Source organism: Paenibacillus woosongensis, assembly GCF_030122845.1.
Taxonomy (GTDB): domain Bacteria; phylum Bacillota; class Bacilli; order Paenibacillales; family Paenibacillaceae; genus Fontibacillus; species Fontibacillus woosongensis_A.
Genome location: NZ_CP126084.1, coordinates 4,235,106 through 4,260,807, shown reverse-complemented (window position 1 = coordinate 4,260,807; position 25,702 = coordinate 4,235,106). Strand labels below are relative to the sequence as shown.

Genomic DNA, 25,702 nt, shown 5'->3' with positions numbered 1-25,702 from the left:
AAATGAGCAGTACCATGCTTAGTATAAGAAAAATAAGATCGTCAATTTTTTGGGCAATTTTGATTGGTTATGGTATCGTTACGATATATCCTTTCTTTTGGCTGATTATTAGCGCATTCAAGACGAATGAAGACTTTTACAGCCGCCCGTTCGGCCTGCCGATGAATTGGCAGTGGGAGAACTTCACCCGGGCCTGGGAGAGCGCCAAATTAGGCACGGCATTCATGAACTCGCTAATCGTATCGCTGGGTTCGCTGGCCGTTACATTGTTCATTGCAGCGCTGGCCTCCTTCGTATTGGCCCGGTTCCAATTTCGCATGAAAGGCATGATTATGGCCTTCTTTGTGGTCGGCATGCTGATTCCGATTCACAGCACGCTGGTTCCGCTATTTATTCTAATGAAGCAAATCAAATTGCTGAATACGTATTGGGCGCTGATTTTGCCATACACGGCATTTGCGCTGCCGACGGCGATCTTTGTGCTGTCCGCTTACTTGATGTCGATACCGAAAGATATTGAGGAGGCTTCTTTCATAGACGGGACCGGGGTATGGGGCCTGTTCCTCAAAGTCATTCTGCCGATGTCATTGCCGGCTCTGTCTACGGTTACTATATTGAGCTTCCTGCATTCGTGGAATGATTTTTCTTTTGCTCTCGTGTTCATTAGCAAGACGAGTCTGAAAACTCTCCCGCTAGGCATCGCGAATTTTGCCGACGGCTATCAGACCGACTACGGGCTGACGCTGGCGGGAATGACCATATCGGTAATTCCAACGGTGATCATGTATTTGATTTTCCAGGAGCAAGTTATGAAAGGTATGACGGCGGGAGCTGTCAAAGGATAGATTGGTAGAAGATTCTAGGATGAACAGACTGACAACATGGGATGGTGGATGGGAATGACTTTACGGCGAAAACTTTCAATGATGATGTTGGTTTCCATCCTGATCCCTTTGCTGTTTTTAGGTTCTTTTGCGTTTATTACCTCATCCCGTGTTACGGAGGAGAAGACGAAGCTGTCAGGCATCGAAACCTTAAGGCAGATGGACGGGAATCTCAAATTCATTATACAGGACGTGGAGAATATATCGCTGTTCCTGATCAGCCAAAGCGATGTGCAGCAATACTTGAGCTCGGCAAGCGAGGATGAGAAGGTGAGGTCGCGCATCGTGGGGATGATGATGAACCTGGCCAGCTCAAAAAAATATATCACCGATATTTCGATTGTATCGCGGAAATTTCCAACCACGATGTCGACGGCGACGTTATATGATTCCAACCTGCCGCAGCAGGTCGATATTCAGAAGGTAACGGATAAGATGTGGACGGGCGTGTACCAAGTCAAAGACTATTCGGGTCTCAAAAATGTCATCACGTTTATCCGTCCGCTGCGCAGCACCCATCACTATGGCGATCTCGGCTGGCTGGCGATCAGCATTGACGAGAAGGCGATATCCCAATATTGGTCGCAGCCCAAGCTGGGCGAAGGACGGGGGCAGGTCGCGCTCGTCAATGAAGAGGGGCTTATTTTGTCGGCGACCGAGAAGGATTGGCTGGCAAAGCCGCTTGAGGAGCTGTATCCTGGCTTGACTCGCGAATTCAGCGCGAACCTGTACGGGAGTATGACGTATGGCGAAGGGGCAAACAAGCAGACGATGCTGCATTTTCGCGAGCCCAGCGTCGGCTGGATGCTGATCGGTATGATTCCGTATGACCAGTACAGCGCACAGAACCGCTACATTTTGCTGCTGACGATTGCAGCTGTAGCACTTGCGGCCATGATCAGCGTCGGGCTAATCCTGTTTGTCGCGCAGCGCGTGACGAACCCGCTGCGGCTATTGACCCGTTTGCTGGCCAAGATCGATCCGGATGCCCCGCTTCCGCTGTTTCCGACGAATTCGAGCGACGAAATTGGCAAGCTCGGGGCGAGCTATAACATGCTCGGCAGGCATATCGAGAAGCTGAAGGCGGAGCTGATCCGCAACGAGGCAAGGAAGAAGGAAGCGGATATCCTGGCGCTGCAGGCCCAGATTAATCCGCATTTCCTCTACAATACCTTATCCTCCGTACACTGGATTGCACTCATGGCCGATGAGAAACGCATCGCGGATATGGTGGAGGCGCTAAGCGACTTTTTACGGATCAGTCTGAACCAAGGCAAGGAATTTTATCCCGTGCGGCAGGAAATTGCTCATATTCAGAACTACGCCCAGGTGCAGGCGATCCGCTTCCCTGACAAGTTCAATATCGATTTCATCATCGATGATAATTTACAGGATAAATATATGCTTAAACTGCTGCTGCAGCCTCTGGTGGAGAACGCATTGATACATGGCATCCAGAAAAAAGAGGGGGCCGGCACGATCACCGTTTATCTGGAGCAAAAGGGCGGAATGATGTGCTTCCTGGTGCTGGATGACGGCATCGGCATGACCGAAGAGCGACTTGCTGCCGTAAGGGCCAATCTGCTGCCGAATGCGAATCGAGAGCAGAAGGAGCTGCATGGTTCTACGTCTGTAAGCTACGGACTTCGCAACGTGAATGAACGGCTGATTCTGCATTACGGTCTGGATGCGGGGATTGAGATCGAGAGCAGGCTGCATGCCGGAACAAGGGTATCCTTTTCTATTCCGATTCTGGAGGAACGCGATGAGAATCATGATAGTTGATGATGAAGTGATCATAAGAACCGGGCTTGCCAAGGTGATAAGATGGCAGGAGATCGGCATTGAATTGCTGCCGCCGGCAGCATCGGCGGAAGAGGCGCTGGAGCGCATATCGCAGGAACGGCCGCATATTCTGCTTACCGATATCCGCATGTCAGGCATGACCGGCCTCGAACTTGCGGAGGAGGCGAGAAGAATCAGCCCGGATATCGAAGTGATCATCCTGTCCGGGTATGATGATTTTGTTTATACCCAGCAGGCGATCCGTCAGGATGTTTGCGATTATTTATTAAAGACAAGCAGACCCGAGGAAATCATTAAGACGGTGCTGAAGGCGAAGCGGCGTGTACAGGAGCGCTGGGCAGCGGAAAGCCAAAATTATCATTACAAAAAGGAAGAGGTCAGCCGATCCTTCGGGATGTGGGTTGTTGACGGAGATACGCAGGAAAGCAGAGGCATGCCGCCTGTCCCGCTATTCCTGCCGGCTTTGATAGATGAACAGCAGATCGGCGACTGGAAGAAGCAGGTGCTGATCATTGCCGCCGACGGCTGGAACGATTCGCGTGCGGAAAGCCTGCTGCTGTTCGCTGTGGAGAATATGCTATGCGATCTGCTGACTTGCACGACGATAGTGCAGAAGAACAGAATCGTGGCCGCCATTTACCTCGATCCGCGCCATAAAGACGAGGAAGCTCAGTATCGTCAGGTCATTCGCCATATTGAATCGATGATGAAGTGTACGCTTTTCGTGGCTGCCGGCGAGCAGGTATACGAGCTGGAGAAGCTTCATGAGTCTTATTTGACTGCCGACGAGGCTTTCGGCTATCAGATGATCATCGATAGCAAAATGTGCAGCTACGAGGAGATCAAGCGGCGCAAGGGCGGCAAAACCGTGTGCACATACGAGGAAGAAATCGAGCTGTCGGCGATACTGCTTGAAGGCGATCCCGTAGCCTTGAAAAGCTGGGTGCAGAGGTTCATCAAGGAGCAGCGTCAGGATCCGCAGGCAACATTGGAATCACTGTCTGCATGCCTGCATTCGGTAGCGATCGCTGCACATCGCTGGCTTGAGCGGGTGCTTACGGCTACCGGGAGGGAGAAGCTGCTCGACGGGACCCCTGCACCATTCCAATGGAGGCGCGGCGATGTCATGATTCCTCAGGATGCGCTGTTCCAGCATTTGTATACGATTATGAAAATCTATCATACCCAGCATGCAGAAGGGCAGACAGCTCATGTCCATAAGGCGATGGCTTTTATCGAGGAGCAGCTTGAGCATGATGTCAGCCTGCAGCAGGTGGCAAAGCATGTCCATCTGCACCCGAATCATTTGAGCGAGGTGTTTAAAAAATCGACGGGGATGACCTTCGGCGATTTCGTCATCCGCAAGAAGATGAGCCGGGCGATGGAAATTTTAGCGGTATCCCCGGCCAAGGTAAGCGAAGTCGCCTCTCAGGTCGGGTATGAGGACGTGAAGTATTTCAGTAAAATTTTCAAAAAATATACGGGGAAAACCCCGAGCGAATTCCGCGATGAACCCACGCTGGAATTAAAGCCGCAGTGAAGAACAGGATATTGCGTTATTTTGCCGGAAGGGGAGAAGGAGTATGGAGCTTACAGGATTATGGAAACTTCAGCATTATGACGTCGGCCAAGTGAAACCAATGGAGATCGCTGCGCCGGGCTTGGATGATCGCTTCTGGATCACGGCACAGGTACCGGGCGACGTTCATTCTGCGTTAATCGAACGGAACATCATTGACCATCCGTATTTCGGGCATAACGATGCCAAGAGCCGCTGGATCGAGCAGAAGGAATGGTGGTATCGTACCCATTTTGATTATACCTGGCCGGAAGGGGAGGACGATCATCAGCTGGAGCTGACGTTTGAAGGATTGGACACATTCGCGACGGTTTATGTCAATGGGCATGAAATCGGGACGACCCGCAATATGCTGATGGCGCATTCGTTTGATGTCACTCGCATCCTAAGGCGCGGCTGGAACTGTATTGCGGTGAAGTTCGATCCGCTCTATTTGCACCATAAGGACAAGGAGCAGTTTCAGTGGTCGTCCTATACGAAAGAGCGTCCGTGGATTCGAAAAGCAGCGATGAATTACGGCTGGGACTGGGGGCCGCGGATGGTTACGGTCGGTATCTGGGGCAAGGTGACGATCGCGCGGAGAGTGCGCGCCAAAATTGACAGTGTATATGCGAGAACGACTGCGGCTGCCCAGGATAAGGCGACTGTGCGGGTTGAAGTTGACGTGAAGTCGTACCGTAAAAAGCAGCTGTCCTACGACCGCGAACGGGAAGAGCTGCAAAATGGCGGCATGCCCCGGATCGAATGCGAAGTCCGGTTGCTTAGCAAGGATGGCCAGGCTGTTGTCAGTTCGCGTATTCCCGTGGAAGGCAAAAGTGCTTCGATAGATTTATTGGTGCCCCAGCCTTATTACTGGTGGACGCATGATTTGGGCGAGCCATATTTGTATGAGCTGGAAGTGCGGCTATTTGCAGATAGCCTGCAGGTGGATATGTACCGGCAGCCGTTTGGGATCCGCACGATTGAGCTGGAATTGCACAATGAGGCTGGGGAGCCGTCTTTCGCTTTCCGGCTGAATGGCGTAAAGCTGTTCGCCAAGGGAGCCAACTGGATTCCGGTCGATCATTTTATCGGATCGGCTCCTGATCTGAGGTACCGTCATCTGATCGAGCTGGCCGTGGAGTGCAATATGAATATGCTTCGCGTTTGGGCGGGCGGTATCTATGAGAAAGACGTATTTTATGACGAATGCGACCGGCTCGGTGTGCTGGTGTGGCAGGATTTTGCTTTCGCAAATGCGCTGTTCCCGGATTTTAACCGGGATTTCATGGACAATGTCCGGGCGGAGGTCGTCTATAACGTGAAGCGCCTGCGTAATCGGACCTCGCTCGCGTTATGGTGCGGCAATAATGAAATCGATTGGCTGTACGACATGAAGTCGTCTGGCGGAGACATTACTTGCCCTTTCTATGGAGAGAGTATCTACCACGAGCTGATTCCCGAAGTGCTGGAGGAGCTCGACCATAACCGGGCGTACTGGCCGTCTTCCCCGTTTGGCGGCAATGATGCGAATGATCCGGATATCGGGGACCGTCATAATTGGCAAGTCTGGCACGGCTCTGTGTACCCTCGCAAATACGGGGAGGCGCCGCTGCTGGATTACAGCGTGGAAGGCGTCACGTTTAAAAATTACAAGAAGGATTTCACTTTGTTCAGCAGCGAGTTCGGCATGCACGCTTCCGCCAACCGGTACACGCTGGAGAAAAATATCCCAGAAGGCGAGTTCTACTGGGGCAGCGTGGAAATGGCCTATCGAAACAAAGATACGAACCATCAGAAGGGCATTCTGCTGATGGAGGGATTTACCGGCGTTCCGCAGACGATCGAGGAGTACATGAAGTTCTCGATGCTGACGCAAGCCGAGGGTTTGAAATATGGCATCGAGCATTACCGCCGCAACAAGCACCGTACGAGCGGTTCCTTGGTCTGGCAGCTCAATGACAGCTGGCCGGGTACAAGCTGGTCTGTCATCGACTACGAGCTGCTGCCAAAGGCATCGTATTACTATATGAAGAAATTTTATCATCCGCTGCTGCTGTCAATCGATCATGATGCCGGGCAGCCGCTCCATGTGTGGGCGGTCAATGATACGCTGCAGGCTTATGAGGGCAAGATCATGTTGAAGGTGTATGATTTTGCAGGGACAGAGGTGTATGCCCGCGAATTCGCTGTAACGATTCCGGCCAACGCAGCTGTTCAGCTCGGCAGCTTGAAGGAGAGCGAGGTGCTCGGCGGCAAGGGAGCGCAGGAGGTTGTAGTGCAGCTGTCCTCCGAGGGTTTTGCTGCTCCAAGCAATCTGTATTACCTGCGAGATCAGAAGGATTTGGACATGCCGGCCGCAGCGCTAGAGGTTCAGGTTGACGAGCAGGAGCAGACGGCAAGCATCACAGCGCATAATCATTTGGCACGGATGGTCGTTCTTGATGTGCCGCAAGGTCATGTGTCGTTTAGCGACAATTTCTTCGATCTGCTGCCGGGTGAGACGAGGACGGTTCACATTCGGCATCTGGACGGTGACAGGGTAAGCTTGGAGAAGCTGCAGGTTAGCGCGCTGAATGTCTGAGCAGCAAGGCTGGACGAGCAGCAGGTCAGTGTGCTGCATTGAACGGGACACTAATCCAACTACAAGCTAGTATGCGATTGGGGTTAGCCGTAGGATATACCGATAATCTGATATAGTTGGGGCCGGGGATATGCCTCAAATGAAGAGACCAGGAGTCGATCCTGGTCTCTTTTTATTTAGGATTGGACAGCCGACCTATGAACGGACAGAGGTTCCTCTATTTTCAATAAAAACAGCAAATTCGGATGCTAAAGGACCGAGGTTCCGCTAATACAGCAAATTTGGCCCATGATAGGCTTGAATTGGATCATAAGGTTCGCTGTGTCCACAAGGTTTGTGAATAAGGGGAAAAAAGTGGAAATAATACCCTCGGTGTTTGTTACACCGTAGAGCTGTGGGGCCCTAGAATCCGCCCTTGATATAATGGTCCATGCATGTTTTGTCGAATTATAGCGATTTTTAGCGAAAATTAATCTTTCATCCTTAAATTATATGGTATGCTTACATCAATCAAGGGTAGGGTATTGCATTGCTCGGGACGTCAATTCTGTCAATCCAGCGAGGGATGTTCGATGTTTGAGAGTTTGTTTAACAATTTTACGACTCTAACGACCTTTTTATTTTTTGGAAATATGATTCGAACCAAATATTTGCTGAACAGCAGCCTGGAAGAAAGAAGCAAACGCGTAGTGCTGGGAATTGCTTTAGGTTTGTTTGGCGTAGTGCTCATGTATTTTACCTTTCCGATCACGGATAATGTGTTCGCCGATTTCCGCCAGCTTCCGATACTGATCTCGGTTTATCTGGGCGGGATGACCTCGGGAGGGGTCGCGACGCTGATCATCTCGGTTTATCGGATGTTTTTGCTCCATGGGGTCGATCATGTATCGATTTTCGGGGGAGGGTTAAATGCAATTGTTACGCTGCTCTTCGCGCTCCTGCTGCTGCGCATCCCCAGACTTTCATTGAGCAGATGGCTTGCCGCGCTTGCTCTATGTATCATTGCTTCTGACCTCGTCTATTATTGTACGCTGGAAGGAAGTGACCGCAGGGAAGCGATAGTCATGTTCAGCATCGTATTTGCCTTTGGCGGGCTCTTCACTTTTTTCTTGCTGCGATATATGAAGAAATCAGGAGATTCCCTTCGCACCATGCGCGAGGCGGCTTACCGGGATTTTCTCACGGGATTGTATAATGCCCGGGCCTTCGAGGTATTGCTGCAGCAAAAAATAGAATCCTTCAGCCGGTATAGCATCCCCTTTACTCTGCTTTTGGTAGATATCGATCATTTCAAACAGGTGAATGATACATACGGGCATGCTGCTGGCGATGCGGTATTGTCCCAGTTTGCCGATCTGCTGCGCGATACGTTTCGTCCGGATGATAAGATTGCCCGCAAAGGCGGGGAGGAGTTCGTCGTTCTTGTCGATCACTGCGACAGGGACAAGATCGCAAAAATCGCCGAGTGTTTGCGGAGCAATGTGGAGGAACAGCCGTTCTTGCTGCCGCAGGGGTTAATTATTCATTTGACGATTTCCGCAGGCAGCGCGTCATATCCTGACATCGGGGAGGAGCAGCTGCTGGATATGGCTGATCAAGCATTATATAAAGCAAAGGAATCAGGAAGGAACCAGGTCTGGCGTGCGGAACGCTAGGCCTTTTTTTTGTCGAATACAAAGCTGCTGGGGCCATGAGGCACAAACTGAGAAAAGCAAATGTATGATTTATCCGTTTCGTTGGAACAATAACCCGGACTGAGAGGAATGCGTAAAAAGATTTGCAAAACGAAAGGATATTATTCGATATGCCAACGATACGAAATGAGCAAAGGATGGAAGCATGGTTAGCCGAGCAATTGACCGGTCTGATGGATTTCGAGGAGAGGTCCCTGGGAAATTCCGGCGACATTAAAATGATCTACTTGAGAAGCCTGACCGATTCAGATACGGTTAAACGCTTCATTGTCGTACCCAGTTATGAGATGGACGTTCAGGAATATGAGAACTACATCTTTTCTTTTCCGGGGTGCGAGAAAGCCAAGGATAAGCAGCAGGTTATCGAGTTTGTGATGAAAGGCTATATTTTTATTCGGATCAAGGACAGCAGTTATTTGTTTGACGCGATGAAAATAGAGTTTAGCGGTATTTCCTCCAGCATAACGGAGGCAATCGTCCAAGGGCCGAATGATGCCCTGACCGAGAATATTGAAATCAACGTCAATTTGATTCGCCGCCGCTACCAGTCCAAAGAATTGAGGATCGAGCCGCTAACGATCGGCGATGTGTCCCAAACCACGGTTGTCGTGATGTATGACGATTCCCGGGTGGATAGGGATGTATTGCAAGAGATGAAGCAGCGGCTCTCTGAAATATCGGTTGATATTTTGCAATCGGCGGGCGAACTTGAAAAATATATCAGCGAGCGGAGGTATCAACTTTTTCCAACAACGATCGTAACGGAAAGGCCTGACCGGGTCGTATTCAACTTATCGGCAGGCAAAGTTGCCGTACTTATGAACACGGTAGGTTATGCAGTAATAGCCCCAGCCATGTTCAACGACTTCTTCACGGCAATGGATGACAAAATCCAGCTTACGTTAGTCGGCTGGTTTATGAAGCTGATCCGTTACATCGGCCTCTTTATCACGGTTACGCTCCCAGCCTTCTATGTTGCTTTTACATCCTATAATCCGGAAATATTAAAAATTCAAATCACGCTTCTGATCGCGGGAAGCCGCGCTGCCGTGCCTTATCCGTCTTTCGTCGAGGTTGTCTTGATGCTGCTCATGATGGAATTTCTCATAGAGGCGAGCTTGAGGCTTCCAAAGGCGATCGGGCCGACGGCGACGACGGTAGGAGGTCTTATTTTGGGGCAAGCGGCAACGCAGGCCGGTTTGGTCAGTAATATCATGATCATTATCGTATCGGCAGTCGCGATCTCCAATTTTGTCATCCCCTTGAATATGATGGCTTTTACTGTGCGTGTACTTAAATATTACCTCATATTCTTTGCGGCAACGTTCGGACTAATCGGCATCGTGGTGAGTACGGTGGGAATTGTGATGTATCTGTCGGGCATGCGCAGCTTTGGAAAGCCTTATATGGAAATATTTTCAGCGAAACGCCAATCAAGCTAAGGGAGACAAGCAGAATGGTTAAGGAAAGGTATTTCTATTATTTATATTTGATCAACGCGTTAATTAATATCATAAATTTCGTACCCCGCGTCTTGATCGACAACCGATTTGAGGGAGCGCTGCTGTCCATCTTGATTTCGGTTGTGCTTGGGTCGACGCTGTTGATCACCTTTACGAAAATCATCAGCCATTTTCCCGGGGAGGGATTGCCAGAAATTGTGGATTCCACCCTTCCCCGGTTTATAGGCATCCCTTTACTTTGCATTTTTGCTTCCTTTGGTATGGATCCGGGGCTATCACTCTAGTGTCTTTTGTTGATATTACACTCCGCTTCATAAGTCCAGATGTCTCTCCTTTCTTTGCTCTCATCGCTTTTTTATTGCTGGTTACGATTAGCAGCCGCCTAAAAACAGAATCTATCCTGTATGCGCTCGAGACGACCCTGATCATTAACTGTCCACTGGCTGCTTATATGCTGCTTAAGGCGCTAATAAATCCGCATTTCAGCTGGGATGCGGTCATGCAGGTCATCACCCATCTATGGACTATGCCGAAGTACAACTCTATTGCGGGGGCTTCTTTTATTTTTACCGGATATGTGAACCTGGCCATTTTCAACCGCTCCTTTAAAAGCTTGAAGCCTAGACATTTGTGGATGATCCCGGTATCCGGACTGTTGATCCTGCTAATTACGCTGCTTGTTCCCATTGGCTATCACGGGACGATCGGCGTAGAGGACCAGGTATACACCTGGTTTTCTACGGCGGATGCCATTCGCAGCGAGTTTTTTATCGTGGAGCGCGTGCTGTTTATATTCTATTTCACTTACTTAGCCTTGTCGCTAGTTAGCGCCGTCATTCATTGGCATATTGCATTGGAAATATTCAAAGGATTTTTTATGAAGAAGAAGACAAAGGGATTAAAAGCAGCTTCGAATAAGGACTGGTGGATTCTTGGTGTGATGACGGCAGTAACGGTTTGGATGGGATTCTATTTAGATCAGGTGAAATTAACGGTGCTTGGACAGTGGTTTCTGAATGTTCGCCTGCCCGGAGAGTTTCTGCTGATAGCTACGATCATTGCCGCATACCGGAGGAGGAAGAAGAGGGCATGAGAAAATGGCAGTACCCGAGGCTTGTATTCCTGTTATGCCTGGTATCCCTGCTGCTAGCAGGGTGCCAATTCAAGGACGTGGACCGGCGCGCGTTCGTATTGAGTTTCGGAATTGATTCCGTTCAAACGGAGGAAGCGGGCGGAGAAGGCGGAGAAGGAAAAGAGGGAGAAGGCAAGGGTAAGGGTAAGGGTAAGCATTTGATCGAGGTTTCGCTTAAACTGGCTATTCCCGAAGGTGATCCGACAAAACGTAATCAGGAAGCCATTGTCATTTCTCAGATTTCAAGCAGCATACCGGAGGCAATTCGCCTGCTGAAATCAAAGGTGGATAAGGAGCTGGATTTCAGCCTTTGCAAGACGCTATTGTTCGGAGAGGGATATGCCCGGAACAATATTTCCGAAATGACCGATTGGATGGTCAGGCGCAGGGATATTCAACTAGTCGCCTATAACGGAGTGGCCAGGCCTACGGCCAAGGAAGTGCTTGGCGTACGTCTAAAAAGCGAGCGGGTCCCCGCTTATTACCTCATTTTAAGCTTGGGGAAGGAAGGAACTGAATCGCCTTTCATCGTCAGCACGTTCTCCTATAATTTACGGCGTCATTTGACGGAGCAAGGCCTGGATCCTGTTCTGCCTCTCGTGGAGAAAGAAGGGGAGGATACTCTTCTGATTAATAAAGCAGTGCTGCTGGACAATCAGAGAATACGCGCTGAATTAACGCCCGACGAGGCAAGACTGCTTAATTTGCTAACCCAGCGAGGGCTGCGGACCAGCTTCAATGTAGAAATGGATGGTAACATATATAGTTACAATATGGAAACTAACCGATCCAAATTCAAATTGGCTAAATCGAATAAGGGTAACATGGTCGTGCAGTATACCGTCGGAGGCAGGGCATCGTTGGAGGATAACACGGGCGGAATCGAGATGACAGGGCCCATTCTCAGAGCCGTTTCCAAAGCGGCCAGCGAGCAGTGGGAAAAGGAAATTAAGCAATTCCTTGTCAAAATCCATGGAACCGGGCTAGATCCGTTCGGATGGGGGTTAAGATACAGCGCCATGAATTGGAACAACGCTACGGAGCTTGAAGAGTGGAGAAGGATATATCCGAATTTGGAATTCAGCGTCAAGGCGGATGTGCAGGTTAGATATTCGGGCATGATCCGCTAGCTGGAGGAATTTGCGAAATTTATATCGCCAATAAAGAACCTCTCTCCCTGAATTTGCGGGGAGAGAGGTTCCTTTGTGAAGGTATTACAACGGTTCGGACCTGTCACTTCATCGTAACCGGCATGGCTCACTCATCCCCGTCATCCCCATCATAGCCGTTCAGCACATCAATGCCGGGTACCGCGTTCGGGTCAGGGGCGGCAGGATCTACGGGGCTGTTTGCGGCAATTTCATCGGCATCGGGCACATCAGGAAAATCGCTGCTATGCCGCACATCGTCCGCCTGCTTGCTGGAATGGGGGTCATCCTCGCTAAGCGCTTGGGTGATGCGTGTATCATGCGGGAGCAAATCGTCGCCGGGAATGTCGTTCTCCGGCCGATACTCTCTCAATACCTGGTATCTCTTGTACTCGTGATCAGCGGCCTCAGTCTTGGGATTATCGCCGTGTTCTAAATGTTCTAAATGTTCTAAATGTTCTGGCAAGGGGAATCTCCTCCTCATTATGATGTACAGGCTTGAAGCTGATGCTTAATTGGAGTTTACCCCGAATAGCCACATTCAAACGGAAGAAATAACAAAAAAACCGGGACGCCTTCTGGCGTTCCGGCAAATGCGCAAAGATTTCCAACTGAATTAGAACATTGGAAATACGTATTTTACAAGGAAGTACAGAAAGCCGAAGAACAGCACGATATAAGCGGCATATTTAATAAACGTCGAAGCAACCATGCTTGGCTCGGATTTCTGCTGAATGTCTCGTCTTTCTACGTCTACGTTACTCACTTCATTACGTTCGCGAGGCTCATACATGGACTTTACCTCCTTATCCTCTCAAATTGGGGATGCGTTTTGCTGCTTGTGTAATTTTTAAACGTCGGCCAGGAGGTTGAAACAAATGCAATTGTCACATTTGTAGTTGACTTGTTGCCGCTGGGACGACTACAATTTGCTTGACACGTATGAGACCATGCTCGGATGAATGTACCAGGAGATGAGTAAACGCTTTGACTACGATTTATGATATTGCCAAGTTAACCGGATTTTCGCCGACCACGGTGTCCAAGGTGTTCAACGGCTATTCGGACGTTAGCGAGAAGACCCGCCGTAAGATTCTCGAGGCCGCGCAGCAGCTGGATTATGTTCCGAACGCCCATGCCCGGTCGCTAACGACCAAGCGTTCCTGGACGATCGGCGTGCTGTTCAATGAATCGTCAGGAGCCGGAATTTTGCATCCTTATTTCGGCGGCGTCATTGAAGGCTTCAAGAAGGTGGCTACCTCGAAAGGCTACGATCTGATGTTTATCACAAAGGATATCGGGGGCAAGCCCAGCGGGTATCTGGAGCATTGTAAAATACGCGGCGTCGATGGTATCGTCGTGATTTTGCCGGACTATGATGACCCTTATTTCCACGAACTGGTGGAGGCGGATATTCCTTGCGTCCTGCTGGATTCCGAATCGGAGCATGCCAGCACGATCTATTCCGACAATACGATGGGCAGCGAGATGGCCGTTGATTATTTATATTCGCTCGGACACCGCTCCATCGCTCATATTGGGGGCGGGCATTCCTTTGCCGGCGAGAAGCGGACTCAGGGCTTCATCGAAGCCATGCAGCGGCGGGGCTTGTCGCCTAAGCCGGAGTTCATCGTGCAAGGCAGCTATGACTTTACCGTAGACAGCGGAAGGAAGGCAATGGAGCAGCTGCTTCAACTGCAGGATCGCCCCACGGCGGTGTTCGCGGCCGGGGATAATCTGGCTGTCGGCGCAATGATTGCGATGAGGGAGCAGGGGGTATCCGTTCCAGAAGACATCTCCGTCATCGGCTTTGACGATATTGAAATGGCGAAATATTTGACGCCAGCCCTGACGACGATCCGCCAGAATACATATGGACTTGGCAGCAGGGCCGCAAACATGTTAATCTATTCGATAGAAGGCCATAAAGAATTACAGCGAGATATGCTTCCAGTCGAGCTGGTTATACGCGATTCATGCCGCCCTTTGTAGTTGCCTGCTTCATGGGCCGGCTTGTTTTTTAACATAAATCGAAACCGGTTTCGACCCTTTGCAGATGGGGGAATATCTTGTAAACCGATGGATTGAGAAACAATAATGATAAATGGAGGTAACAGCATGTCTAACTATTCATTTGATCAGAACGCTTTCGTCATCAAGCAGTTTGATAAAGCCAAGCCTTTCTCGAGCTTTCTCCCTGGTTTGGCAGGCCTGAAGGGAATTCCGATGTGGACGTTCTACGTCAACCGCGGCCAGGCGGTATGCAGCTTCGGCATTCGCGACAAGAAAAGCCCGATCATGGAATTCTCTCCGGCGAGCATCACGTACCAGTCGGTATCATCCAAAGGCTTCAGAACCTTTATCAAGCGGGAAGGCGCGAAAGGAATCTATGAACCGTTTCAAAGCGCGGCTCCAGATGCCGCTGCCGAGCGGAAAATGGTGATTCTGCCGAATGAAATCGGCATTGAGGAAGTCAACAAGGAGCAGGGAATCGGAATCAAGGTGACTTATTTCCAAGTGCCAAACGACGACTATGCCGCCCTGGTGCGGAAAGTGGAGATCACTAATATTTCCGGGGAGCCCATGAAGCTTGAGGTGCTGGACGGTCTGCCGGAAATTCTGCCATACGGTGTAGACAACGCCGGATACAAGGAAGTCGGAAACCTGCTGCGGAGCTGGATGGAAGTATACAATCTGGACAACAGCATTCCCTATTACCGCGTACGTTCAAGCACAAGCGACAGTGCGGAGGTCAGCGAGGTGCAGAGCGGCCATTTCTATCTTTCGTTCGGCCAGGACGGCAAGGTCGTCAAGCCGATTGTCGACTTCCAGATCATTTTTGGCGACAATACGTCCCTGGCGTACCCGGACCGTTTTGCCGAGCGTTCCCTCGCCGAGCTGACGGCGGAGCAGGAGTACTGCACGAATAAGGTGCCTTGCGGTTTTACGGGATTATCCGCGCAATTGGCAGCTGGCGAGACGACTACGCTGTATACGTTAATCGGCCATATTGAGAGCATGGAGCGTTTGAATGAAAAAGCGCCATCCATTGCTAGTCCTGCTTACATTGCCGTGAAGCAGGCGGAAGCAGGTCAATTGACGGAGGAGCTGACCGATGATATCGCGACCCGGACATCATCGCCGCTCTTTGATGCATACTGCCGTCAGAGCTATATGGATAACTTCCTGCGCGGCGGCTATCCGTTCCTGTTCGAGAACGGCCGGGAAGGGTTTGTCATTCACTTATATTCCCGCAAGCACGGGGATTTGGAGCGCGATTACAATTTCTTCTCGATCGCGCCGGAGTATTATTCTCAAGGGAACGGGAACTTCCGCGACGCCAACCAGAACCGCAGGAACGATATTTACTTCAATCCGCGGGTAGGCACGTTTAATATCGTGACGTTCTTCAGCTTAATTCAGGCGGACGGTTATAACCCGTTGGGCGTAGAGGGCACGAGCTTCACGGTGCAGGAGCAGCGGGCGGCCGGCCTGCGGGAATGGGTGGAGACTTCGGTATCGAACCCGAAGATCGCCGAGAAGTTGCAGGCCCTTTGCCTAGGCAAATTTACGCCAGGTAAAGTGATCTCCCTGCTGGCGGACAAGGACGCAGGCCTGCGGCGGAGTGAGGAAGAGGTACTGACGGGGATTCTGTCCCTAGCGGAGCAGAATATCGAAGCCGCCTTCGGCGAAGGGTACTGGTCGGATCACTGGACGTACAATATGGATCTCGTCGAGGGATATCTGGATATTTTCCCGGATCGCAAAGAAAAGCTGCTGTTCGGGGAAGAGGTCTACACATTCTTCGACAGCCCGGCACGGGTGCTCCCGCGAAGCGAGAAATACGTCATCAACGGGACGAAGGTGCGCCAATACGGAGCGCTGGAGCATGATGAGGAGAAAATGCAGAGGTTCGGCCTGTCCCTTAATGATACGAACTGGCTGAAAACGAAGCATGGAGAAGGCGAGATATTCCGCACGAATCTGTTCGTCAAGCTGATCTCGTTGTCGCTGAACAAATTTGCGACGCTTGACCCTTATGGCATGGGCGTGGAAATGGAAGGCGACAAGCCGGGCTGGAACGATGCGATGAACGGCCTTCCAGGGTTGTTCGGCTCCGGCATGAGCGAGACGTTCGAGCTGAAGCGGATCGTGAAGCTGGTCATCGAGGCAAGCGAGCTGTATGGCGATCGGCAGGTGGGCCTTCCAGAAGAGATGCATGAGCTGCTTGAACGGGTAAGCTTGTTAATGGAGCGTCAATTCGCCGGGGAGCTTGAACAGTTCAATTACTGGGACCAAGTGGCTGCCGCTCGCGAGCAGTACCGCGACGAGATCCGCTTCGGAATCAGCGGCGAGCTGAAGCAGATTTCACTTGCTGAGCTAGGATCCATTTACAAACAAATGCTGAAAAAAATCGATCAAGGCATCGAACGGGCTATTGAATTGGGCCATGGCCTGACGCCGACATATTTCGTCTTCGAAGCGGTGGAATACGAGCCTGTTATAGATGCTCAGGGCAAACCTGTCATTAGCGGCTATGGTCTGCCGAAGGTCATCGTGAAGAAATTTGAAGCGAAGCCTTTGCCGCATTTCCTTGAAGGGCCGGCCCGCTGGCTGAAGACGATCGACGACAAGGCGCAAGCCGAGAAGGCGTATGAGCTGATCCGGCAGAGCGACCTGTTCGATAAAGAGATCCAGATGTACAAAACCTCGGTGAGCCTGGATGGCGAATCCCAGGAGATCGGCCGGATTCGGGCCTTTACGCCAGGCTGGCTGGAGCGGGAGTCGGTATTCCTCCACATGAGCTATAAATATTTGCTGGCACTGCTGAAGAGCGGGCTGTATGAGCAGTTTTTTGCGGAAATGAAGACGTCATTGATTCCGTTCCTGGATCCTGCGGTATACGGCCGCAGTACACTGGAGAACTCGTCGTTTATCGCTACAAGCGTCAACCCTGACCCTCATGTGCATGGCCGTGGCTTTGTTGCCCGATTAAGCGGCTCGACTGCCGAGTTTATCAGCATGTGGATTAAAATGATGATCGGCAGCCAGGTGTTCAGCATCAAGGACGGCCAGCTGCAGCTTGCCTTTGAACCGACTTTGCCGGGATGGTTGTTCGATGAGCAAGGGAAAGTTGGATTTAAATTCCTTGGCAGCACGGAGGTGACCTACCATAATCCGCGTAAGGCGGATACGTTTGGCGCAGATAAAGCGATGGTAGAGCGAATTCAGCTGACGAAGAAGGATGGCTCCACAGCCGATATCGCCGGTAGCGTCATTGGCCCCGAACTGGCGCATGAAGTCCGGAATGGCCAAGTGGCTGCAATCGATATCTACTTGAACTAATCCATAAAAGATGAAATCAAAAAATGATATAAAGAAGCAACGCGCGGGCCGTTGTCCGCTACAGGCTGTCGAGTAAATCTCGGCAGCCTTTTTACGTCCTCATGAATGAAATGTACGAACTATGACCCGGGGGGGGGGAGCTGCCCGGCAATTATATTTTTTTGGGCTAAATGGATGCTTTGTATGAATATGGCTTAATTACATCGATTAAGTTTCCGAAATATAGGTATAGGTGGTAAAAGGAGGAGGAAAAGTTATGTCGTTTATGGATGAGAAGATTACGCAGATCATTAATGAAGCAGAGCAATCGATGGTATCCCGTTCGATTACGGATGGGCCGGTGAAAATTGGGAACCGGTATTATGAATTTACCATGCAGTCTTTCTACGAGGACAAAATCTCTCTCTACCTTCCTGCTGACTTTGAAGAGATGCCTAAGGAGATTCGTTCTATTAAGTATCCCTATGAACAACGGCCTGAAATCATTAGAAGCGATGAGACGGGAGCCATTAATTTCACTCTCAACCGAATAGATCATGAGTTAAAGGATGAAATGGTAGCGGAACTGTCTGATGGCATGAAAACGATGATTCAAAAATCGAATCCCTCCCATGTTTTCTATGAAAGCGGGGTAGAGACTGTAAACGAGAAAACGTTCGGATACTTTGAGTTCAAAAATATGGTGATCGACGGAGCCTTGTTTAACATCATGTATTTCCTCGAATTTGAAGGCAAAGTCCTCATGGGAACCTTCTGCTGCCGATATGAGGATTATCCCGATTGGAGAGATGTGGCGTATCAAGCCATTCGCAGTCTCATTGTCCATGTTGAAGAAGAGGGAGGGGAACAAGCATGAGTGAGATCATCTATACGTCTGCAAATATTAAGGTATCAAATTATAAGTTTGAGAGAATTACGGAACTCGTCATTGAAAAACAAGTGAACGAACATGCCAAGCTGAAACTTAGCGGCATTATTTCCGAAGACATGCAGGATAAGTATATTGAACAAGCCAATGCGAGCGATACCATTCGGGTTGCGGTCCAGGATGAGGATAAGGCAATCCCTCTGTTTCACGGTGTAATTACGAATATATCCGTACAAGCTGCGCGTGGTGTAAGAAGCATTGCCATTGAAGCCCATAGCTTATCCATCCTTATGGATATCCGTAAGGAAACTGGATCGATCCAAAACAAAGAACTATCTTATAAAAGTTTGTTCCATCGAATTATCGCCAGCTACCCTGATTCCGATGTCATTGACGAAGCATCGCAAGGCAACAAGACGGGGGGATTGCTGGTCCAATATCAAGAAACCGACTGGGCATTTATGAGGAGATTAGCCTCGCATTTCCACGCTCCTCTTATTCCTGTCAGCTCTCAAACCGGTATCAAACTGTATGTCGGATTGCCAGACGCTGATAACCCACAGAAATTAGATGAATACAACTACTCTGTCAATAAAGATTTAAGAGACTATAAGCTGAAGTCCGAGAATGGTGTCAAGGATATATCAGAGCAAAATAGCATCAGTTACACGGTTACAAGCCACAAGGTGTTTGAGTTGGGCCAGGCGGTTACCTTCCAGAAACGGACATTGTATGTCAGCCGCGTGGAGACGAAACTAGAGAACGGCATACTGAGCAGCTTGTATGACCTAAAGGATGCCAAAGGGCTGCGCTGCCGAACGGAATATCCTTATGCCTTAGCAGGAACGTCGTTATTCGGAACGATTCTTGATGTGGCGAAGGATAAGGTCAGGGTAAAGCTGCATATTGATCGGGATCAACCTGTCAATGAAGCGATGTGGTTTGCTTATTCCACGGTTTATTCATCCCCGGATGGGAGCGGCTGGTACTGCATGCCGGAAAAAGGGGATGAAGTGCGGCTTTATTTTCCCGATGAACAAGAGAAGAACGCTTTTGCCGCGAGCTCGGTAGATACCGACTCCTCTAATCCTGAGAAACGAAGCGACCCGTCAGTGAAGAGCATCAGTACCAAATATGGCAAAGAAATTGTGTTTAAACCCGGCGCGGTTGAAATTATTGGCGGGGGCCAATTGCTGATGAAACTTACCGATGACGGGGGGATTGAAATTAACAGCGACAAGAAGATTTCCCTGTCAGCCATGGAAGATATCGAAATTAACGGCGGTGCCAAGATTCTTATCCAAGGGGAGTCGGGCATTGAATTCGTGCAAGGGAATGCTTCGCTTAAAGTGGAGGATGAGGTCACGCTTAGCGGGGGCCGGGTGAATATCGAATGAGTTCTGTCATGAGTCGTGAAGAGGCGTTGGGTCATTTATTGGAACATCATGTGTTTGATCGCTGGCAGGGCGACTTGGATATTATTTCTGATAGCTATATCCAGAATCAAGAAGCTACGATAACAGAATTTGTGAGTTCTGTGGATACAGCGTGTAAACAGGCGGCCGAGCTTCAAGAAGCAGGGGTGAAGGGAGATATTCAATACATCTACCTCTCTTTGCTGCGGACAAGCTTAATGGAGCATAAGGCTAGTTATCGCATTGATATTCATGACGAGCGTTGGTTTCTTGATCCCGTAGAGTGTTCTTCTCACTGGCAGGCCAATTTTATATTCGATCCTCTATTTCAGAGAATGCGGGAGTTGGAAGCTGTAAAAACAAGTTATGCCCGGAAAATCTCAACGATGGATATTGAACGAATCTTGCAAATTGAAGCGATAAGATATCATTTGTTCACTATCGAGTTTATGAGAAGTATGATTCCTCCTATTTTGGAATGTGAGGGCTACAACCTGCTGAGGAAGAAAGCGAATATTTGCATTCTGGCCGGGGAATACCGGGATCGCAGTGAGCTGCTCTATGGCCAGCCGGAAGCCGAACAGGAAGAAATCACGGCAGGGCAGTGAATGGAGGAGGGATGTCATGGATTACTTTGTGATGCAGCAGGATGAACGCTATACCGACACGCCAGTCATACAAAATATTCGGCAAAAAATCGATATACGCCATATGAATCGCTTACGTTCTCATCAGATTGCAGATACGACGATTTTTCAGGTTAAGGCATCTACCGATACAGAGTACTTGGATCTATTAAGCAATCAGCTCTACTTGTTGTCAGAGAAGCTGAAGAAATTGATCGCCATGTACGAGCCGGATTGTATTTTTAAGCATATTCCTCTGATGGACCAACTCAATAGTAAGCAAAGTCTTTACTTCCTGCCTTTTTTTGAGGAAGTCGAAGCTCTAAGTCCAAGCAGTGAGTTTAATGCGGATCGAAGCGTCATCAAGAAGCTGGTGCTTCAAGGGGAGAAGGTGGCGAAGAAACGAATTTTCCGCGTGCAAGAAAGTGAGAAACCTCTGATCATTGTCCGCTTAGATGTAGCTGAGAGCATACTCCGCCGGGATATGATCGGAGTTAGCTTGAAGAAAGTTCTTGTGGAGTGATGGAACGAAAGCTGGGGAAGGGCGTGAACGAATGGATAAGTATGAGTACGTTGTACGTGGTGCTAATATTTTTTGCGATTGTGGATCACATTTACGGAAATTGAATTTGCCGAATAGCCACGGGGCCTATGTCAATGGCAAACCGATGATGAACGAATCGGACTCGATTCCCGAAGTAAATATTTCGAATTTTGGGATCTGCAGCAGTCCGGAAAATCAGAGTGGCGAGACGGTTTACCTAATCTCGATGGATGGACAGGAAATACAGGGGAAGCCATGTCTGCTAGCTCTGTTGGCCGGCAGCAAATGGGAGAAGACCAAAGAGCAGGCAAAGGTAGAAGGGAAATCGGCTCTGACCACGGAGTCAGAACTGCACTGCTCATTAGGCGGAGTCATCCGTTTTAACAGTAGTGGTCAGCATGAAGAGGAGTAGGATGATATGCCAAATATGAAGGAGCATAAGCGGAGGCGACCGGACAGCATGAAAAGTTATGCGATCGGAGGCTAGTGGATATGATAGGGTTTGAAAGCATAAGCGTAACATCACCATACCGAATCAAGGTAGTTCAAGACATTCAAATGGAATGGAAGCCAAACGAGCATGGGCGATTATTCATTCGTGGCCTTCTCGATGAGCAAGAGCAGGTTAACGCCGTACTCAAAGCGTCGACCGATGACGAGGTTCAGGTGTATGACGGGGAAACCAAGATTTTCAGCGGACTCATTGCCAACGTACAAACCAAGCATTACAACGGGATTTATAGCATAGAGCTGGAAGCCATTTCCGGCACAAGCCGGCTGGATGCCCAGAAGAGGCGCCGATCCTTCCAAAATAAGAACATGACGTACGGCGAACTCGTCAAAAGCGTGTTGAAGGCTTACGCCGGGTATGATGTGATTCAACTCGTGGGTGAAAACGAGCCTATTGGCGAGCCGATCATCCAATATGACGAGACCGACTGGGAGTTCCTCAAACGGATGGCCAGTCATTTACAGAGCGTGGTATTCAGTGATATTTACGAAGCCAAACCACGGATGTACATCGGCGTGCCGAACAGGAACAGCATCCAGCTTCCAGATGACTTGCCGTATACGGCAAGCAAAGATTTACTAGCGTATCAAGAGGCCAGGTCAGGAGCTGCCTCGGTGCATCATACCGATTTTTTTACATACGAGATTCAAAGCGGCACACGTTATGCTATCGGCGATGAGGTTCTGTTCCGAGATAAACCGATGGTGATTAGTGAAATGAAAGCCGCCATGGATCAGGGCCAACTGATCTATAATTACCGTTTATCGAGAAGAGATGGCATACGTCAAAATCGGATACATAACTCCAAGTTAGTCGGCGTCTCGATGAACGGGAAGGTGCTAGATGTCAAGGGTCAGCAGGTTAAGCTGCATTTGGAGATCGATCAGGAGCAGTCGCCCGCATCAGCCTATTGGTTTCCCTTTGCCCCGCCTACGGGCAGTGTCATGTATTCGATGCCCCAGAAGGGAACGAATGCGAGCCTGTACTTCCCGGATGATGCAGGAAGCAAGGCCAAGGTCATTGGCTGTGTGCGAACGAACGGAGAGGATTGCAGCAAAACCGGCGATCCCAACAATCGCTACTTCGGCACAGAGCATGGCAGTGAGCTAGAAATTACGCCGACAGCGATTAATGTGGTCAGTGGTTCCAAAGAGCCGCTCATGATTAGCTTTGATGATGCTGCAGGTGTCATCCTGACAAGCCACCGAAAGCTCACGATGAACGCGGGCGAAGATATTTCGCTGTACACTCCGAAGCGTGTGGTATTCCGAACACCGAACATGATCCTGGCCAAGAAATTAAGCAAGCTGAGCGGATTTACAGTTGAAAGTGAGTATCACCTACTCGGAAGCCAGGTCAAACTGGATGGTGCCGACCGAACAAGCTATCCGAAGTATAACGATGAGATCGAGACTTATACGCCGAAGGAAGAAGAGGAGAAGAAGTTTAGCTGGGGCAAGCTCTTTAAGAATGTAGTGGCGGGGCTAGCTGTGGTGGCAGCGGTCACTGCGGTAGCGGTGCTGTGTGTGGCCACTTTAGGAGCTGGAGCAGTTGTCATTGGAGCCGTGGCTGCTGGAGCTGCGATAGCAGGAACCGCCGCCGTAGCCAGTATGGCCGTTTCGGATATTGTAAAAGGCGAAGTCAGCGATATGGGAGATTATATGCAGGCTGCCTTTAGAGAATCCGTGATTGGAGCTGTATCTGGAGCCGTTTTTGGACCGTTTGGAACTATGGCGACCATTGGTGGGAAAATGGCTTTCGGCGCAACAACGAATACTTTTGAAAGTATTATGCGCCAGAGTATGGAGGGTAATGGATTTAGCTTCACTACATTACTCATGGACGCAGGAATTGGTGGCATAACCGGCGGATTATTCGATGCGAGAGTTCTAAAAGCTATCGGGAACGCAGGGAAAAAAGGATTCCAGAAATCAAGTGAACTTGTCCAAAAGGCAGTTGGAGCTTCCACAGCATGGCTAAAACAAGGAGTTAAGAGCGTAGAAGAAGGCTTTAAAGAGAGCTTGAAGGATTTAGCGGCAGCAGGCAGTCAATTTGCTCAAATGTTTGCGGTGAGACAGCCAGCACTGGCAAATGGTATCCCGTCGCCAAATGTTAGCTTCTTCGAGAAGTGGATGCCGGATAAAGTTCCTCAACGGACTGAAGTGCAGATTAATTATGACAAGGTTATGAAGGAACTCGAGGAGGAGGCGGCGAAGAAAATAGCTAAGGCTGTTGAAATTCCACCTGCTTTTAAACAAACTGAATTTGCCAGTTCGTACGAAGCAAGGCTTAATCAAACACCTGCACTTGATAATAAAAAGGTTGGTTTTGAGGGGATAAGGGGTGAATCTATATGTACTCTTAAACCACCACCAGACCCAGAATTGAAAAAAATATTGGATGAATTCGGTATTGATGGTATACAGTACAAAAATGCCGTTCCGGATTTATCACCAGTAGCAAAAGCACAGTTAGAAATAGATTATATGTTAGGTGGGAAGGGGAAATATGGCTCAAAAGCTAGAGCATATAATTTTGTTCAAGCAGACCAAAAATTAGCTGATCAGCTCAATAATTCTCCTGAGTTAGCACGTCAATTTGGGATGGAACCTGGTGGGATTACTTCAAGGGACATTGAAAAATACCGAGACAAAAACAAATTAACATGGCATGAATTAAATGATGTCACAACGATACAACTCGTACCAACTAAAATAAATAGTACATTTGGGCATCTTGGCGGTGTAGGAGAAATAAATGCAGGGGCTTTTGAACCTGGAGGATTTGCCCAAAAATAAAAAAGGAGATTTTAAAAATGACAATTAATGATTCGATTTTTGGTGAACTCGAATATGATTTTATTTGGTCTAAGGATACTACTATTAATTTCCTAGGGAAAGAAACCGAGATAACTCTAATAATTAAAGGGGATGAAGACGGTAATTTTGATGAAGAACAATATACAGCTTATCAATCATTAATGCAAAAATGGGAGCAATTGCAGGAAAGCTTCTTGCAACCAATCTTAGACTATTACCAACAAAAGAGACATGAACTGGGTTATGACATTGCTTTTAATGAGAATTATCCCTTAGTTGAAACAATCGACCAACTTATGGAGATGATTACTTTAGATGGAATTGTTGTTCCGTACGGAGATATTCGTGAGGGCCGCGATATCGGAATACTATTTAATTGTACATGGGATGCAGAAAATGGACTGGGACTTCGTTTATTAGATGAAGAGGTGGTTGAAGTAGGCTATCAGGATATTACAATTTGATAATTAGGGTAAGATTATTTCAGCAGTGAATGCGTTACATCATGCAACTAAAAACATGTTTAACCCAGAAATAGAGTAATAAATCGGATCTACTCTTGACAGTAAGATCGTAAAAACCAACAAACACAAAACACTTGATAAAGCTCTTTCCCACTTGCACCTTGAGGAGGAATGAGCTTTTTTGCACGCTCAAAATCAAAAGGAGGAGAAAACCAATGGCAAGTAAGTGAAGTGAAGGGAATTATATAAACTGTAAAAAGTCCAGACTGAGTTAAATCCTTAACGGGCTCAGTATCATATAGGAGAAACGCTCAATCTTCCATATCAATTAATTCATGAATGTGTATATTCAATGCTGTGCATATCTGTTCTAGAGTGCTGATATAAATTCTGTCTGTGGTTCCTCTGCAAAGGGCATTTATTGTTCCAGGACGCATATTAACCATAATCGCAAACTGACGTTGAGAAATATTTCGTTCATCTAAAAGATGTTGCAATTTAATTTTGATTTTCATTGTAGTCCTCCCAAAACCTATATAAAACAATATACCATGAATTAATATAAAATCATTGACCGTTACGCTGTAACGTCATATAATTATTTGTGTGACGCTACAGCGTAACGATTAGTGAGACAATCAAGAATAATTACACTTTAAAAGAGACTACGAGTAGTTCCAAAGGATAATTGAAATCTATATGAAAGGGGGACGAAAATTAATAAAAAATGCTGTGAGCAAGAAAGAAATTCTTTTGCGGCATATATAGATGCGACTGCGCCTATTTTGGAGTTCGGATTTTACTTATCTAGCGGCTGAAAGAAGATGAATAAATGATACG

21 protein-coding genes are annotated in these 25,702 nt (G+C 48.6%); 18 read left to right on the top strand and 3 right to left on the bottom strand.

Annotated features, from left to right (window positions below):
- The first annotated feature begins 2 nt into the window (after positions 1-2).
- The 9 genes from QNH46_RS19485 to QNH46_RS19445 all read left to right on the top strand — a co-directional run bounded on the left by QNH46_RS19485 (position 3) and on the right by QNH46_RS19445 (position 12,251).
- On the top strand, positions 3-845 hold the full coding sequence (locus QNH46_RS19485) for a carbohydrate ABC transporter permease (RefSeq protein ID WP_155611338.1): 843 nt from the start codon (positions 3-5) through the stop codon (positions 843-845).
- 78 nt (positions 846-923) lie between these two features.
- A complete protein-coding gene (locus tag QNH46_RS19480) occupies positions 924-2,669 on the top strand; it encodes a cache domain-containing sensor histidine kinase (RefSeq protein ID WP_347342929.1) in 1,746 nt (581 codons plus the stop codon).
- Positions 2,650-4,230: a response regulator transcription factor gene (locus tag QNH46_RS19475; RefSeq protein WP_283925686.1), complete on the top strand. Its 1,581-nt coding sequence runs from the start codon at positions 2,650-2,652 to the stop codon at positions 4,228-4,230. Before QNH46_RS19480 ends, QNH46_RS19475 begins: the two co-directional genes overlap by 20 nt.
- A 43-nt stretch (positions 4,231-4,273) precedes the next feature.
- Positions 4,274-6,832 (top strand): beta-mannosidase, encoded by a 2,559-nt coding sequence (locus QNH46_RS19470; RefSeq protein ID WP_283925685.1) that lies wholly within the window; start codon positions 4,274-4,276, stop codon positions 6,830-6,832.
- A gap of 572 nt (positions 6,833-7,404) precedes the next feature.
- Positions 7,405-8,487, top strand: a complete 1,083-nt coding sequence (locus tag QNH46_RS19465) for a diguanylate cyclase (RefSeq protein ID WP_213593323.1) — start codon at positions 7,405-7,407, stop codon at positions 8,485-8,487.
- A 176-nt stretch (positions 8,488-8,663) separates the two neighbouring features.
- Positions 8,664-9,968 (top strand): spore germination protein, encoded by a 1,305-nt coding sequence (locus QNH46_RS19460; RefSeq protein ID WP_244996703.1) that lies wholly within the window; start codon positions 8,664-8,666, stop codon positions 9,966-9,968.
- Positions 9,969-9,982: 14 nt separating this feature from the next.
- Complete coding sequence (locus QNH46_RS19455) at positions 9,983-10,273, top strand: hypothetical protein (protein WP_283925684.1); 291 nt, start codon at positions 9,983-9,985, stop codon at positions 10,271-10,273.
- Positions 10,273-11,082: a hypothetical protein gene (locus QNH46_RS19450; RefSeq protein ID WP_283925683.1), complete on the top strand. Its 810-nt coding sequence runs from the start codon at positions 10,273-10,275 to the stop codon at positions 11,080-11,082. Before QNH46_RS19455 ends, QNH46_RS19450 begins: the two co-directional genes overlap by 1 nt.
- Positions 11,079-12,251 (top strand): Ger(x)C family spore germination protein, encoded by a 1,173-nt coding sequence (locus tag QNH46_RS19445; protein WP_283925682.1) that lies wholly within the window; start codon positions 11,079-11,081, stop codon positions 12,249-12,251. The genes QNH46_RS19450 and QNH46_RS19445 overlap by 4 nt, the downstream gene beginning before the upstream one ends.
- Before the next feature lie 127 nt (positions 12,252-12,378).
- Here the strand turns inward: QNH46_RS19445 and QNH46_RS19440 are convergent, their stop codons facing one another.
- Together QNH46_RS19440 and QNH46_RS19435 are read right to left on the bottom strand one after the other, a co-directional pair.
- Positions 12,379-12,735 (bottom strand): hypothetical protein, encoded by a 357-nt coding sequence (locus QNH46_RS19440; protein ID WP_213593332.1) that lies wholly within the window; start codon positions 12,733-12,735, stop codon positions 12,379-12,381.
- Positions 12,736-12,885: 150 nt separating this feature from the next.
- The gene (locus tag QNH46_RS19435) at positions 12,886-13,062 is read right to left on the bottom strand and encodes a hypothetical protein (RefSeq protein ID WP_196427172.1); all 177 of its coding nucleotides are present in this window, start codon (positions 13,060-13,062) and stop codon (positions 12,886-12,888) included.
- A gap of 194 nt (positions 13,063-13,256) precedes the next feature.
- On the opposite strand from QNH46_RS19435, the gene QNH46_RS19430 reads away from it, so the two are divergent.
- The 9 genes from QNH46_RS19430 to QNH46_RS19390 all read left to right on the top strand — a co-directional run bounded on the left by QNH46_RS19430 (position 13,257) and on the right by QNH46_RS19390 (position 24,862).
- Entirely contained in the window at positions 13,257-14,261 is a 1,005-nt protein-coding gene (locus QNH46_RS19430; RefSeq protein ID WP_283925681.1) for a LacI family DNA-binding transcriptional regulator, read from the top strand.
- Positions 14,262-14,387: 126 nt separating this feature from the next.
- The gene (locus QNH46_RS19425; protein ID WP_283925680.1) at positions 14,388-17,615 is read left to right on the top strand and encodes a cellobiose phosphorylase; all 3,228 of its coding nucleotides are present in this window, start codon (positions 14,388-14,390) and stop codon (positions 17,613-17,615) included.
- A 256-nt stretch (positions 17,616-17,871) separates the two neighbouring features.
- Positions 17,872-18,471, top strand: a complete 600-nt coding sequence (locus tag QNH46_RS19420; protein WP_283925679.1) for a hypothetical protein — start codon at positions 17,872-17,874, stop codon at positions 18,469-18,471.
- On the top strand, positions 18,468-19,880 hold the full coding sequence (locus QNH46_RS19415; protein WP_283925678.1) for a phage baseplate assembly protein V: 1,413 nt from the start codon (positions 18,468-18,470) through the stop codon (positions 19,878-19,880). The genes QNH46_RS19420 and QNH46_RS19415 overlap by 4 nt, the downstream gene beginning before the upstream one ends.
- The gene (locus QNH46_RS19410) at positions 19,877-20,506 is read left to right on the top strand and encodes a hypothetical protein (RefSeq protein ID WP_283925677.1); all 630 of its coding nucleotides are present in this window, start codon (positions 19,877-19,879) and stop codon (positions 20,504-20,506) included. The genes QNH46_RS19415 and QNH46_RS19410 overlap by 4 nt, the downstream gene beginning before the upstream one ends.
- A gap of 16 nt (positions 20,507-20,522) precedes the next feature.
- Positions 20,523-21,047 (top strand): imm11 family protein, encoded by a 525-nt coding sequence (locus QNH46_RS19405; protein ID WP_283925676.1) that lies wholly within the window; start codon positions 20,523-20,525, stop codon positions 21,045-21,047.
- Positions 21,048-21,153: 106 nt separating this feature from the next.
- Positions 21,154-21,480 carry a DUF4280 domain-containing protein gene (locus tag QNH46_RS19400; RefSeq protein ID WP_430691849.1) on the top strand — a complete coding sequence of 109 codons (327 nt, stop codon included), beginning with the start codon at positions 21,154-21,156 and terminating at the stop codon, positions 21,478-21,480.
- A gap of 80 nt (positions 21,481-21,560) precedes the next feature.
- Entirely contained in the window at positions 21,561-24,377 is a 2,817-nt protein-coding gene (locus tag QNH46_RS19395) for an HNH endonuclease (RefSeq protein ID WP_283925674.1), read from the top strand.
- Between the two features lie 17 nt (positions 24,378-24,394).
- Positions 24,395-24,862 carry a DUF6985 domain-containing protein gene (locus tag QNH46_RS19390; protein ID WP_283925673.1) on the top strand — a complete coding sequence of 156 codons (468 nt, stop codon included), beginning with the start codon at positions 24,395-24,397 and terminating at the stop codon, positions 24,860-24,862.
- A 311-nt stretch (positions 24,863-25,173) separates the two neighbouring features.
- Here QNH46_RS19390 and QNH46_RS19385 read toward each other — a convergent pair whose 3' ends face one another.
- Positions 25,174-25,377, bottom strand: a complete 204-nt coding sequence (locus QNH46_RS19385; RefSeq protein ID WP_283925672.1) for a helix-turn-helix domain-containing protein — start codon at positions 25,375-25,377, stop codon at positions 25,174-25,176.
- Positions 25,378-25,702 lie beyond the last annotated feature (325 nt).

Bases quoted from the DNA above. Each gene is read 5' to 3' on its own strand.
- QNH46_RS19455 (WP_283925684.1), top strand. From the start codon at position 9,983: ATGGTTAAGGAAAGGTATTTCTATTATTTATATTTGATCAACGCGTTA.
- QNH46_RS19415 (WP_283925678.1), top strand. From the start codon at position 18,468: ATGAGTGAGATCATCTATACGTCTGCAAATATTAAGGTATCAAATTAT.
- QNH46_RS19470 (WP_283925685.1), top strand. From the start codon at position 4,274: ATGGAGCTTACAGGATTATGGAAACTTCAGCATTATGACGTCGGCCAA.
- QNH46_RS19465 (WP_213593323.1), top strand. From the start codon at position 7,405: ATGTTTGAGAGTTTGTTTAACAATTTTACGACTCTAACGACCTTTTTA.
- QNH46_RS19385 (WP_283925672.1), bottom strand. From the start codon at position 25,377: ATGAAAATCAAAATTAAATTGCAACATCTTTTAGATGAACGAAATATT.
- QNH46_RS19445 (WP_283925682.1), top strand. From the start codon at position 11,079: ATGAGAAAATGGCAGTACCCGAGGCTTGTATTCCTGTTATGCCTGGTA.
- QNH46_RS19410 (WP_283925677.1), top strand. From the start codon at position 19,877: ATGAGTTCTGTCATGAGTCGTGAAGAGGCGTTGGGTCATTTATTGGAA.
- QNH46_RS19460 (WP_244996703.1), top strand. From the start codon at position 8,664: ATGGAAGCATGGTTAGCCGAGCAATTGACCGGTCTGATGGATTTCGAG.
- QNH46_RS19480 (WP_347342929.1), top strand. From the start codon at position 924: ATGATGATGTTGGTTTCCATCCTGATCCCTTTGCTGTTTTTAGGTTCT.
- QNH46_RS19420 (WP_283925679.1), top strand. From the start codon at position 17,872: ATGTCGTTTATGGATGAGAAGATTACGCAGATCATTAATGAAGCAGAG.
- QNH46_RS19395 (WP_283925674.1), top strand. From the start codon at position 21,561: ATGATAGGGTTTGAAAGCATAAGCGTAACATCACCATACCGAATCAAG.
- QNH46_RS19405 (WP_283925676.1), top strand. From the start codon at position 20,523: ATGGATTACTTTGTGATGCAGCAGGATGAACGCTATACCGACACGCCA.
- QNH46_RS19425 (WP_283925680.1), top strand. From the start codon at position 14,388: ATGTCTAACTATTCATTTGATCAGAACGCTTTCGTCATCAAGCAGTTT.
- QNH46_RS19475 (WP_283925686.1), top strand. From the start codon at position 2,650: ATGAGAATCATGATAGTTGATGATGAAGTGATCATAAGAACCGGGCTT.
- QNH46_RS19390 (WP_283925673.1), top strand. From the start codon at position 24,395: ATGACAATTAATGATTCGATTTTTGGTGAACTCGAATATGATTTTATT.
- QNH46_RS19435 (WP_196427172.1), bottom strand. From the start codon at position 13,062: ATGTATGAGCCTCGCGAACGTAATGAAGTGAGTAACGTAGACGTAGAA.
- QNH46_RS19485 (WP_155611338.1), top strand. From the start codon at position 3: ATGAGCAGTACCATGCTTAGTATAAGAAAAATAAGATCGTCAATTTTT.